The organism is Duganella levis, from assembly GCF_009857605.1.
GTDB lineage: Bacteria > Pseudomonadota > Gammaproteobacteria > Burkholderiales > Burkholderiaceae_D > Rugamonas > Rugamonas levis.
In genome coordinates this window covers 121,735-133,758 of sequence record NZ_WWCT01000002.1, presented here as the reverse complement: position 1 = coordinate 133,758, position 12,024 = coordinate 121,735, and the positions used below count along the sequence as shown (strand labels likewise).

The 12,024-nt window shown below is 61.8% G+C and carries 9 protein-coding genes; 2 read left to right on the top strand and 7 right to left on the bottom strand.

The genetic code is table 11. The features are described 5' to 3' along the window. Window positions 1-4: 4 nt before the first annotated feature. Together GTP69_RS03565 and GTP69_RS03560 are read left to right on the top strand one after the other, a co-directional pair. Complete coding sequence (locus tag GTP69_RS03565; protein WP_161053597.1) at window positions 5-472, top strand: cyanophycin metabolism-associated DUF1854 family protein; 468 nt, start codon at window positions 5-7, stop codon at window positions 470-472. 173 nt (window positions 473-645) lie between these two features. Further along, the gene (locus GTP69_RS03560) at window positions 646-1,110 is read left to right on the top strand and encodes a hypothetical protein (protein WP_161053596.1); all 465 of its coding nucleotides are present in this window, start codon (window positions 646-648) and stop codon (window positions 1,108-1,110) included. On the opposite strand, the gene GTP69_RS03555 is transcribed toward GTP69_RS03560, so the two are convergent. The 7 genes from GTP69_RS03555 to GTP69_RS03525 form a co-directional block, all read right to left on the bottom strand. Then, window positions 1,111-2,670: an oleate hydratase gene (locus GTP69_RS03555; RefSeq protein WP_161053595.1), complete on the bottom strand. Its 1,560-nt coding sequence runs from the start codon at window positions 2,668-2,670 to the stop codon at window positions 1,111-1,113. A gap of 130 nt (window positions 2,671-2,800) precedes the next feature. Continuing rightward, window positions 2,801-4,105 (bottom strand): sugar MFS transporter, encoded by a 1,305-nt coding sequence (locus GTP69_RS03550; protein WP_161053594.1) that lies wholly within the window; start codon window positions 4,103-4,105, stop codon window positions 2,801-2,803. A gap of 24 nt (window positions 4,106-4,129) precedes the next feature. Then, window positions 4,130-6,655 carry a glycoside hydrolase family 3 protein gene (locus GTP69_RS03545; protein ID WP_161053593.1) on the bottom strand — a complete coding sequence of 842 codons (2,526 nt, stop codon included), beginning with the start codon at window positions 6,653-6,655 and terminating at the stop codon, window positions 4,130-4,132. Window positions 6,656-6,676: 21 nt separating this feature from the next. Beyond that, window positions 6,677-8,023 carry a GH1 family beta-glucosidase gene (locus GTP69_RS03540; protein ID WP_161053592.1) on the bottom strand — a complete coding sequence of 449 codons (1,347 nt, stop codon included), beginning with the start codon at window positions 8,021-8,023 and terminating at the stop codon, window positions 6,677-6,679. Between the two features lies 1 nt (window position 8,024). Further along, window positions 8,025-9,326 carry a glycoside hydrolase family 5 protein gene (locus tag GTP69_RS03535; RefSeq protein WP_161053591.1) on the bottom strand — a complete coding sequence of 434 codons (1,302 nt, stop codon included), beginning with the start codon at window positions 9,324-9,326 and terminating at the stop codon, window positions 8,025-8,027. A 96-nt stretch (window positions 9,327-9,422) separates the two neighbouring features. Further along, window positions 9,423-10,433, bottom strand: coding sequence for a LacI family DNA-binding transcriptional regulator (locus GTP69_RS03530; protein WP_161053590.1), 1,011 nt, complete (start codon window positions 10,431-10,433; stop codon window positions 9,423-9,425). An 81-nt stretch (window positions 10,434-10,514) separates the two neighbouring features. After that, on the bottom strand, window positions 10,515-11,774 hold the full coding sequence (locus GTP69_RS03525; RefSeq protein WP_161053589.1) for an ABC transporter substrate-binding protein: 1,260 nt from the start codon (window positions 11,772-11,774) through the stop codon (window positions 10,515-10,517). Between the last annotated feature and the right edge of the window lie 250 nt (window positions 11,775-12,024).

The window sequence follows — 12,024 nt, the reverse complement described above, 5'->3', positions numbered from 1 at the left end:
GATTATGACGACGACATTTGAACTGACCCGCAATTCCTTCGGCCGGCTGGTGCTGACCACCACCGAAGGCGTGGTGCACGAAGGCGTATCGCCGGTGCGCGCATTCCCGGTGCAGGCGCCGGAAGACGGCATCTCGCTGCTTAACACCGATGGCAAGGAAGTGGCGTGGATCGATGTGATCAGCGACCTGCCGCCGGCCATCGGCGCGCTGGTGAGCGAGGAATTGAGCGGCCGCGAATTCATGCCGGAGATTTCGCGCATCAACAGCGTGACCAGCTACGCCACGCCGTGCACCTGGTCGGTGAAGACCGACCGCGGCGACACCGAGTTCGTGCTGCGTGGCGAAGAAGACATCCGCCGCCTGACCATCGACACGCTGCTGATCTCCGACATCCACGGCATCCACTACCTGATCCGCGACCTGCGCGATCTGGACAAGCACAGCAAAAAAATCATCGACCGCTTCCTGTAAGCGCGCCTCTCGCGCCATCGGCCACCCAGCCGATGGCGCAGCATTTCCCTTCTGATCCACCGCAAAGCGGCCTCAAATAGCGAGGCCATGATGGGAATCGTGCGCCCATCAAGAAGGCGCGGAAAGGCATACAATGCCTGCCACGCCGCAGCCACCGAAGAAGGGAGCTGATCATGGATGAAGACAAGGAAGAGCTCTACTTTAATTTCCGCTACGCGCAGCGATTGTGCCAACGCACGGCGCGCTTTTATCGCCGCATTCAGACCTTGCTCACCTTTATGAGCTTGCTCGCAGGCAGTAGTGCAGTAGCGACCCTCGCGGCGCAACTACCGGCGCAATCGGCATGGCTACTGGCCACATTTGCCGTGCTCGGCTGCATGAACTTGGCTATACGCCCTGCGGAGCGTATAGCGGCCAACGAAGCTGACGTCAGGAAGTATGGCGCGCTGCTTGCCAAACTCAATCAGATGGATGCCGCATCGCTGCAGCAATTGCTTGATGAAGCGCGACTTTCCGATACCACGGAAGTCGAGCATCTGCGGCCCGTCGCGTACAACGATGTGGTGCTGGAAATCGACGAGCCTGAGGCATTGATTCCGCTGCCCCCGATGCAGAAACTGATCGGGGTCTTGGCGTAATTATTTGAAGGCCTTGATCACCGCGTCAAATTTCACCTTCAGCGACTCGTCGTGCGGCGTGACGCGGGGGACTTCGCGTTGCACGTTCAGCAGCTGGTAGACCGCTGTCTGCGCTGCGCGCACCGAGTATTCGACGGTGAACACCACATCCTCCGCCACCTCAACGAACTGGCTGACAAACGCCAGGTTGCGCGAACCCGCCGGCACCGGTAGTGGACGGTCGCTGTACTGGCGCGGCATGAACATGCTGGTGATGTAGGGCATGCGGCACGGGATGCAGTTAGCGCTCGACATCACTTCGTCGTAGTCGAAATTCAGATGGCCGCACAACTCGCGCAGGATCTCTTCGCCGCTGCATTCAGCCATCGGCTTGGCGACGAAGTTGCCGATGCGGTCCGGATGCAGGCCATAACCCCAGAACACCTGCACGCCCTCCGGCTGTCCGGCAAAGTGCGGCTGATGCGCCAGCACCACCGACATGAACCAGTTGGAATCCTTAAAGGTCACCAGCCCGCCGGTGCCGGCCACGTTGCCGCTAAACTTCTCCATGCGGTCGAAGAACGCCGCGTCTTTCAGCGTGACGGTGAACGACTCCCACCACGATTCCGGAATGCTGGAATTGAACGCGGCCGGATTGCCGAACTGCGGCCGTCCCTGCGCCAGCTTCTCCCACAACGCCCAGCCCTGGCTATCGCGCTTGTCCAGCTTGGGCGGCGCGCTGTGCATCGTGCCGTAGCTCGACGCATCGGTCATCGAACCATTCTGGAAGAACACCAGATCGCCCGGCGCCACTTGAATGGTTTGGGCTTCGCCATCGCGCACATAGCGGATCGCGGTGACCGTCGAGGCATCGTCGCTCAACGACAGATCGTCAACCCTGGCGCCGAACACCACCTGCACGCCCTGCTGCTGCAACCAATGCTGCAACGGCCGCACAAACGAATCGTATTGGTTGTAGACGGTGCGCTTGACGCCCGCCAGCGTCTCGATGCGCGAGAACTCCATCATGAAGCGGCGCAGGTAGCGCTTGAACTCCACCGCGCTATGCCACGGCTGGAAGGCAAAGGTGGTCGCCCACATATACCAGAATTTGGTCTCGAAGAATTCCGGCGACAGCCAGTCAGTAATGGCGCTGTCGCCCAGGTGTTTTTCATCGGCCTCCTCCAAATTCACCAGCTCCAGCCGGTCCTGCATGGAAAAGCCCATCGACGTGACATCGACCTTGAAGCGGTTGCGGTCCACAAGCCGCGCGCGCGAGTGCGACTTGTGCAGCTCATTGAAGGTGATGGTTTCGTCGTACACCGTCTGGCCGGGATGCTCCAGCGACGGGATGCTCTTGAACAGATCCCAGGTGCACTCATAGTTGTCGGTGGTGAGCATGCGGCCGCCGCGCAGCGTGTAGCCGCTATCCGGGTTGCCGCCGCCATCGAGACTGCCGCCGGCGAGCGGCAGCGCTTCGAAGATGGTGATGTCGCTGCCGGCCACGCCGGCGTCGCGAATCATGAAGGCCGCAGCGGCCAAGGAACCGATGCCGCTGCCGATCAAATACGCTTTAGTCATGATGCACACTCCCTCAGTTGTAATGAGCCGAGTCTAGGCAATCAAAACAACCGGGGCACATGCGCGCGATCAAAAACCGCCGCGATTAGTAGTGCTTACCTAAATCGCAACGGCATCGAACAAGAAAAGCCTATTTTTCGTTGTACATATTGGCGTACTTCAGACCGAAGTACAGGATGAACAGGTAGCACGCGGCCGGCACGAAGAACGACACCTGCAAACTGAGGTGATCGGCCAGCAAGCCTTGCGCGAACGGCACCAGCGCGCCGCCCACAATCGCCATGCACAACACGCCCGACCCCTGGCCGGTCAGCGGACCCAGTTTGTTCAGCGCCATCGAGAAGATGGTCGGGAACATGATGGAGTTGAACAGGCCCACCGTCACGATCGACCACTTGGCCACGTCGCCCTGGCTGAAGATCGCCGTCAGCACCAGCACAATCACCGCCGCCGCATTGAACGCCAGCGCCTTGCCCGGACTGACCTTCTGCATCACGACGAAGCCGATGAAGCGGCCGATCATCGCGCCCATCCAGTAGTAGCCAACGTAGTGCGACGCTTCGGCCGCCGTCAGGCCGGCCACGTGCGGTTCGCCGAGGAAGTTGATCAGGAAGCTGCCGATGCTGACTTCACCACCGACGTACAGGAAGATCGCCACCGCGCCCAGCGCCAGGTGACGGTGCTTGAGCACATCGGCAAACGTGCCTTGCGCTTCGCCCGGCGCCGCCTCTGCGTCGGCAATCTTCGGCAGGCGCGCCAGCGCGAACAGGATCGCCAACAGCAGCAGCGCGGCAGCCAGCGCCAGATATGGACCTTGCACGGCGGTAGCCTGCGCAGCGTTGTAAGCCGCCAGCTGGTCGGCGCTGAACTTCGCCAGGTCGGACGAACTGAGAACGCCGCCGGCCAGGATCAGCATCCCGCCCAGGAACGGCGCCACGGTGGTGCCCAGCGAGTTGAACGCCTGGGTCAACGTCAGGCGGCTGGATGCGGTGCGCGGATCGCCCAGCACCGCCACGTATGGATTGGCCGCCACCTGCAAAATGGTGATGCCGCCCGCCAGCACGAAGAAGGCGATCAGGAACAGCGTGTAGCCGCTGGTGGCCGCTGGATAGAACAGCGCGCAACCGGCAGCAGCAATCGTCAGGCCAGCCACGGCGCCGTTCTGGTAGCCGATCTTCTTGATCAGCATCCCCGCCGGCAGCGACACGATGAAGTACGCGCCGAAGAAGCAGAACTGCACCAGCATCGCCTGCACATAGGTCAGCGTGTAGACCGCCTTCAGGTGGGGAATCAGCACGTCATTCAGGGACGTCAGCAGACCCCACATGAAAAACAGGATGGTGACGATGACCAGCGGACCGGTGTAGCTGCCCGTCTGGTGCTCCCCCTTCGGCTGCCCGGATGCTACCGGGGCAGCTTGCGAATAGTGTTCCATACTTTTACTTTCTCCTTGTTTTATTTATTTGAATGCGCCGCACGCCAGCGCATCCTTGTCCTTGGCGGCGCCGCCAACGATCTGGATGTTGGCGAAGGTCGCTGCAAACGGCGCATCGGCGGACACGCTGAACGGCGTACTGAATGCCGCCAGCGGTAAGCCTTTGGCGCTAAAGCAGGTCAGCGGGATTTTCACCGTCTGCTTGCCCTTGCCCGCCAGCTGCTGGAATACAGCGCTGGCGTCCAGTTCCACTGTTTCGATACCGATGTTGACCTTGCCCTGCGGCGCAGCCGACACGATAGTATCAAATTGCAGCGCGCCGTCGGTGCTGGCGTAGGCCGGCAGCTTGATCGCCTTGTTCGCCTGCGCTTCCAGCTTGGCCGGACCGCTCCAGGTCAGGCGCTTGGCGTCCTGCTGGGTATTGATCTGCGCCGTCTCCACTTTTACGGCCGGCAGGTTGAACACCGCGTTCAGATCCGCACCCAACGCCACGCGCTGGCCGCCGCTGCTGACATACAGCGCATAGGTCGAACGGTCGGTCGGATTGTACACCGGCACCGCCAGCGACTTGCCGCAGCCGCCTTCCGGATAGCTGGTGTCCAGCTGCGCCACGGTGGCCTTGCTGGCATAGTTCAGGCCATAGCCGTATTTAAAGAGCGGATCGTAATTCGCGTCGCCGACGTTCAGCGGCGACTGGCAGGCCGACTTCGGCCACGAGAACGACAGCTTGCCGCGGAAGTCCGCATTGACCTTGCCGTTCGCTTTGCGGAACAGCACATCCGACACGCCCTTGCCCTCGGTGCCCGGCAGCCACGCGGCCACCACGCTGTCCGACAGGTTGATGATGTCGTTGGTGTAGAGCGGACGGCCGGTCACCAGCAGCGTCACCACCGGCTTGCCCTTGCCCGATACGGCTTGCAGCACCGCCAGGTCTTCTGGATGGCGGCCCGACAAACGCAGCGTGCCGGCCGGGCCGATGTCGCCATCGCCCTCGGCATACGGCGTTTCGCCGATCACCGCGATCACCGCATCGAACTTGCTGACATCAACGTCGGCGGCTTTTTCGCTGTAGGTGACATTGGCTTCGCCCGCCGCTTCCTTGATGCCGGTCAGGATGGTGTCGCTGACTGGATAGTCGCTGTTCTTGTTGTCGGTGCCCTGCCAGGTCAGCGACCAGCCGCCGGACTGGTTGGCCATGTTGTCGGCGCTCTTGCCGACCACGAGGATCTTCTTGCCGCGTACCAGCGGCAGCACGTTACCGTTATTCTTCAGCAGCACCAGCGATTCACGCACCGCCTGGCGCGCCAGCGCGCGGTCCTGCAGCGCTTCCTGCTTGCCGGCGTAGATATTCTGCGAAGGCTTCTTGCCGTCGAACAGACCGGCGCGCAGTTTCACGCGCAGGATACGGGTCACGGCGTCGTCGATGCGCGACATCGGAATCTCGCCTTTCTCCACTTGCGCGATAGTGTTGGCGATGAAGGTCTTCCACTTCTCCGGCACCATCACCATATCGACGCCGGCGTTGATCGAGGCGGCGCAGCTGTCTTCCGCGCAGCCTGGCACTTCGGTGATCGCGTTCCAATCGCTGACCACCAGGCCGTCGAAGCCCATCTTCTCTTTCAGCGCAACGGTCAGCAGCTCGCGGCTGCCGTGCATCTTGCCGTGATCGGTGCCGCCCTTGACATCGTTCCAGCTGTTGAAGGACGCCATCACGGTCTGCACGCCGGCCGCCAGCGCCGGGTAGTAACCCTGCGCATGGATGTTGATCATCTCCGACATGGTGGACTGGTTGACGCCACGGTCCTTGCCTTCCGCCGTGCCGCCGTCACCGACGAAGTGCTTGGCGGTCGCCACCACGGTGTTGTCGGATTTCAGATCGCCTTGCAGGCCTTTGACGTACACGCCGGCATACGATTTGACGATGGCAGGATCTTCCGAGAAGCTCTCATACGTGCGTCCCCAACGATCATCGCGCACCACGGCCAGCGTAGGCGCAAACACCCAGTCGATGCCGGTGGCGCGCACCGCTTTGGCGACGGTCTTCGCCATCGCCTCTACCAGTTTCGGATCGCGCGCGGCGCCCAGGCCGATGTTATGCGGGAACAGCGTGGCGCCGTACATATTCGAATTGCCGTGCATGGCGTCGATGCCCCAGATGACCGGGATCTGCACCTTCATGTCGGTGCTGACCGACGCATCGTAGTAGGCGTCTGCCAGCTTGACCCAGTCGGCGGCGCTGGCGTGCTTGTTCCCTTGCGGCCAGCTGCCGCCGCCATTCAGCACGGAGCCGATATAGTATTTGCGGATGTCTTCCGGCGTGCTGAATTTGATTTCCGGCTGCGTCATCTGGCCGATCTTCTGCGCCAGCGTCATGCCGGCGACGATCTGCTTGATGCGCGCTTCCATGCGGGCGTCCTGCTTGACCGGGCTGGTGATGTGCGGCCAGTCGGCCAGCGGCTTGGCGGCCGGTGCGGCGATGACATTGGCCCCCAAGGCCAGCGTTGCCGCCAGCACGGCGCGACGCAGAATGTGATTGGTCGTGGTCTTCATTACGTATTGTCTCCGTTGTGATTATGAGTTCTGGCCGCGCACGAAGGCGCTGTACCATTCGCCGCTTTGTTTGACGATGCGGCGCTGCGTCGGGTAGTCGATGTAGGTCAGGCCGAAGCGACGCAGATAGCCTTCCGCCCATTCAAAGTTATCCAGCAGGCTCCATGCGAAATAGCCTTTGATATTGCCGCCTGCGCTAATCGCATCGCGCATCGCGGTCAGGTGGCGGATCAGGTAATCGCGGCGGGCGGTGTCGGTCACTGTGCCGTCGGCGTTCAGATGGTCGTCGTAGGACGAGCCGTTTTCGGTCACGTACAAGTCGCCGGTCGGATAATCGCGCGCCACGCGCTCCAGCAGCGAGATCAGACCTTCCGGCGAGACTTCCCAGCCAAAGTCGGTGCGTTGGCGGCCTTCCGGATGGATGATGCGGGTGCGCAGCGGATATTCATCCGGCGCATCGACCACCACTTCCGGGAAGTAGTAATTCACGCCGAGAAAATCGCACGGCACGGCGATGGCGTCCAGGTCGCCCGCTTCCACGACCGGCGCGTCCGCGCCCACCAGCGCCAGCGCTTCGGCAGGATAGCCGCGGCCATACAGCACATCGAGGAACCAGCGGTTGCGCAGCGCGTCGTGGCGCGATACCGCCGCCAGATCGGCCGCGCTGTCGCTACCGGCCTTGATCGGATGCAGGCTTAATGCGATGCCGATTTGCGCGCCCGGCGCATTGGCGCGGATCAGCGGCACGGCGCGGCCATGCGACACCAGCACGTTGTGGCAGACCTGCAGCGCCAGCGGCAGGTTCTTGTTGCCCGGCGCGTGCATGCCGTCCCAGTTGCCGTGCATGGCCGTGCACCATGGCTCGTTGTGCGTGATCCAGTGCTTGATGCGGCTACCCAGATGCTTGGTGATCACATCGACGTAGTGCAGATAGGCGTCGATGGTGGCGCGGTTGTTCCAGCCGCCCTGGTCTTGCAGGTACTGCGGCAGATCCCAGTGATACAGCGTGCACCAGGGCTGCAAACCGCGCGCCAGCATGCCGTCCACCAGTTTGGAATAGAACTCCAGCCCTTTGGCGTTCGGCTCCGCATTGACGCCGTTGAAGATGCGCGTCCACGCAATCGAGAAGCGGTAGGAGTTGAGGCCCATCGACTGCGCCAGGTCGAGATCTTCTTCCCAGCGGTGATAGTGGTCGCAGGCCACGGCGCCGGTAGCGCCGTCGCGGATTTTGCCCGGCGTCTCGCTGAAGGTGTCCCAGATCGATGGGACGCGGCCATCGACGGCGGCGGCGCCCTCGATCTGATAGGCCGATGTGGAGACGCCCCACAGGAAGTCGCTGGCAAAGTCGGTACGCGTAATCATGGTCATATTATTTTTTAGCGAAAGGTGTAGGTGGAACAGGAGCGTTCATCCATTTGATGGCGGTTTGCTGCGGTTGATACGGCACGCTGCCAAACAGGCGGAATAGGTTTTCAATCTCGGCCAGTGAGGCCTTGTTGAAATCGAGTTGGGGAATGCTGGCGCCGGGCGCGTTGGCCACCAGGCCCCAGGTGCCTACGCCCTGCCCGCCCTTGTTGGACAGGCGCTTGTAGGCCCACGCGGTGCTGGCCCAGCCATTGGCGACGTAGGTGTCATAGGTGACGCGCATGACCTGGCCGCCGTTCTCGGCGCCCATGAAGGCCCACGGCTGGAACTCGCCGACGAAGAACGCGGTGTCCAGCGCATCGAGCTTGGTCTTCCATTTGCAAACGTTGTCACCTTCGCCCGTGCATTGCAGCCAATCTTTGTGCACGGCCAGTCCCGGCTTGCCCCAGCCGAAGTGGCCGGGATACGGATGCATCTCGAAGGCGACGTTGCTCATGCCATGCTCGGATGGTTTGCCGTAGGCGTCGATGCCCTTGTTATGGCCGGGCAGGATGATCACATGGTTTTGATCGACCTCGCGAATCGCCTTGTACAAGGTGCCCATCACCACCGCCAGGTTCTCCGGCGTGGTGCCCCATGGTTCGTTCAGGATGCTGTAGCCGGCCACCGCGCTGCGGTCCTTGTAGCGCGCGGCGATCTGCTGCCACAGCCAGATGGTGCGCTCCTGGTATTCCGGCGTGTCCCAGTATTTGTTCTGGCCCACGCAGCCGCTGTGGTGCTCCCAACCCTGGCTGCCGACGGCGCCGTGCAGGTCGAGGATCACGTAGATGCCGCGCTTCTCGGCCTGGTCGATGGCGTTGTCCAGATAATTCCAGGCGTCGGCGCGCAGGTGGCGCGGGTTCTTCTCGTCCTCCACCACGCTGTAGATGAACGGCAGGCGCACCAGGTTCAGATTCATCTTGGGCAGCATGTCCCAGTCGCGCTGCTTGATCCAGTTGTCGCGGAACAGCGTGTACAGGCGCTGGCGCTCTTCGTAGCCGAAGCGCTTGTCGAGCACCGCTTCCAGCTTGCACTGGTCGTCGACCGCCTTGGTTTCCTGCCCCATCATCCAGAATTCCTGGATCAGGTAATTGCCCAGATTGATGCCCCGCAGCGCCGGCTGCGTGCCGTCCGCCGCCAGCCATTTGGTGCCTTCCGTGTGCAGCATCGGCAGCGCAGTGGTCTGCGCCTGAGTCGGCACATGCACTGCGCTGGCCAGCAGCCACGCCGCCAATCCGGCCGTTTTAAGTAATCGTTTTATCAGCATCTTGTCTCCCCCTGTTCCATTCAATATGGAATCGTTTCCAATATACTGTAAAAAAAGAGCAAGCGGCTAGCGCATGCTCCTTTTATTTACGCCGTTTTACTGCTTCAGCGCCGTCAGCGAAGCCCTTTCAGTCACGTGCAGCTGATATTCCCGCGTGACCGGCCGTTTCAGGCCGTAGCAGTGGTTGAGCAAATAATTCAGCCCGTTCAAGGTCATCTCGCTCCACGGGATATGCACGCTGGTCAGCTGCGGCGCGGTGAACTCCGCGCTGTGCGTATCATCGTAGCTCAGTACCGACACCTGCTCCGGCACCTGGACGCCCTGCTTCTGGAACAGCGACAACGCTCCCACCGCCATTTCATCATTGGCGCAAAACACCGCCGTGAACTCCGCACCGGACTTCAGCAATTCATCGGCGCGGGCAAAGCCGCCTTCCGGCGTGAACTCGCCGTCGGCCATCCACACCGTGCTGGTGTCGATGCCCACCGCCTCCAGCTCCGCCATGAACCCGGCGATACGCTGCTGATTATCGGCTGCCGCCGCGCGGCCGGCGATCACCGCGATCTTGCGGTGGCCCTGTGCCAGCAAGGTGCGCGCCGCCAGCCGCCCGCCGGCGTCGTGATCGACCGTGAAGCACTGCGGCGCCATGCTCGGCAAGTCCTGGTTGATCACCACCACCCGCGACTGGAATGGCCCCAGTGCCGCAAAGTCTTCCTCTTCCATCGCCGTGCTCATGACGATCAGGCCATCGCTGCCACGCTCAATCAAAAAATTCAGGCCATCAATGGCTTGGTTGCGCGCATCGCCGTCACCGACGCCGAACGCCACCACCATGTTCAAACCCGCCTCACGTAAAGCTGTGTAAATCGACTGCAAAATGGGCGTATAGAACGTCCCCGCCAGGTAGGGGATGTACACCCCGATCATTTGCGAGGAGCCCGACAACAGCGAACGCGCCGCGTGCGACGGACGGAATTCCAGTTCTTCGATGGCCTTGCGTACCTTATCCTGCGTGGATTGCGATACCGAGCCCTTGCCGCTGATAACACGCGAGGCGGTGCCCAACCCCACACCCGCCAGCCGGGCTACGTCCTTGATGGTTGCCACGAATTTCCCTTATCCCTTTAGTCTATGCGGCGGCAAGGATAACCCACACCCTCAAGCATGACAAGCAGGCTATGCCTCTGATCAATCCTGCAATGCAGAGACAATTCCCTTCTGCGCCTTCTCCACCGGCATGCGGGTATTCCAGTACGTGGTCAGCACATCCTGCAAGGCGCCGTTCTGGTCCGGCGTCAAAAACACCTCGATCATGCCAACCGCGCGCGTCTTGTCCTTCAGGATCGCCATACCGGCTTGCGCGCACACGTCCATGCTCGACGTGTCGACATTGCTGAGGATCGGCAGCGCACCCTTGATCTTGTTGAACTCCAGCTGCGCGCCCGGCGTGAGCATGGTGGTGGCCAGCAGCTTCTGCGCCCGCACCGCTTCCGGATTGCTGGTCTTGGGGAAGACGAAGGCGTCGCCCTGGATCAGGTACGGCACGTTGGCGCCCAGGCCGGGAATGCAGCCGAAGTCCTTGCCGGCGGTCTGGCGCGCGGAAGCGAATTCGCCCTTGGCCCAGTCGCCCATGATCTGCACGCCGGCCTTGCCGCTGATCAGCATCGCGGTGGCGTCGTTCCAGTTGCGGTTGGGCGAACCAGTATCGACATAGCCTTGCAGGCGCTTGAAGGCCAGCAGCACTTTCTTGAAGGCGTCGGAATTGATGGCCTTCGGCGAGCGGTCGCGCAGCACTTGCAGGTACAGCTCGCGGCCGCCGACATTGGCCAGCATGGCCTGGAACAGGATGTTCTCCTGCCACGGCTGGCCGCCGTGCGCCAGGCCGACCAGGCCGGCGGCTTTCAGCTTGTCCAGCGCGGCGAACAGTTCGTCCGGCGTGGCCGGCTCTTTCGCAATGCCGGCCTTCTTGAACGCGGCTTTCGAATACCAGATCCAGGTCGACATATGAATGTCCACCGGCACCGCGTAGAAGTGGCCCTTGACCTTGATCACGTCCAGGATCGGCTGCGGCATCAGCTGGTCCCAGCGGTCGCGGATGGCGATGTCGTCGACGTTGTTGAGCGAGCCCTGGTCAATCAGGTCGCGGAATTGTTTGGTGGTGTTGAATTGCGCAGCGGTGGGCGGATTGCCGCCGACGATGCGGTTGATCGCCACCGCCTTGGCCTGGTCGGCGCCGGCAATCGCGGTATCGCCCCAGACGCCGCCGGCGGCGCGATAGGCGTCGGCGAACTTGCGCACGGCGGCCGACTCGCTGCTGGAGGTCCACCAATGCATGACTTCGGCCCTGGGCGCGGCAGCCGCGGCCGCGTCGGATTTGCCGGCGGCGAAAGCCAACATGGCCAGCAACACCCATGCAATGCGCGTCGCGCCCCTACTTTGCTTGGTCATCCAGTCTCCGTGTATTTTTTTATATAAACCTAATACTACCGTCTTCCGGCGGCAAAAAAGCCGGCGCCGCCTGAGGCGCCGGCAACTTCGCGGGGCGAAGAGACGAACAGTGCGCCAAACAAAATTGGAAACGTTCCCAGTCCAGAGCCAAATATAGCATCCAATGATTTTGAGTGTCAACGGAAAGCCGAATATCCCCACCTTGCGCCGCATCAATTTCCAATATTTCCTGTTGGATAAAATCGCAGAG

Bases quoted from the DNA above. Each gene is read 5' to 3' on its own strand.
- GTP69_RS03525 (WP_161053589.1), bottom strand. From the start codon at position 11,774: ATGACCAAGCAAAGTAGGGGCGCGACGCGCATTGCATGGGTGTTGCTG.
- GTP69_RS03555 (WP_161053595.1), bottom strand. From the start codon at position 2,670: ATGACTAAAGCGTATTTGATCGGCAGCGGCATCGGTTCCTTGGCCGCT.
- GTP69_RS03550 (WP_161053594.1), bottom strand. From the start codon at position 4,105: ATGGAACACTATTCGCAAGCTGCCCCGGTAGCATCCGGGCAGCCGAAG.
- GTP69_RS03565 (WP_161053597.1), top strand. From the start codon at position 5: ATGACGACGACATTTGAACTGACCCGCAATTCCTTCGGCCGGCTGGTG.
- GTP69_RS03540 (WP_161053592.1), bottom strand. From the start codon at position 8,023: ATGACCATGATTACGCGTACCGACTTTGCCAGCGACTTCCTGTGGGGC.
- GTP69_RS03545 (WP_161053593.1), bottom strand. From the start codon at position 6,655: ATGAAGACCACGACCAATCACATTCTGCGTCGCGCCGTGCTGGCGGCA.
- GTP69_RS03560 (WP_161053596.1), top strand. From the start codon at position 646: ATGGATGAAGACAAGGAAGAGCTCTACTTTAATTTCCGCTACGCGCAG.
- GTP69_RS03535 (WP_161053591.1), bottom strand. From the start codon at position 9,326: ATGCTGATAAAACGATTACTTAAAACGGCCGGATTGGCGGCGTGGCTG.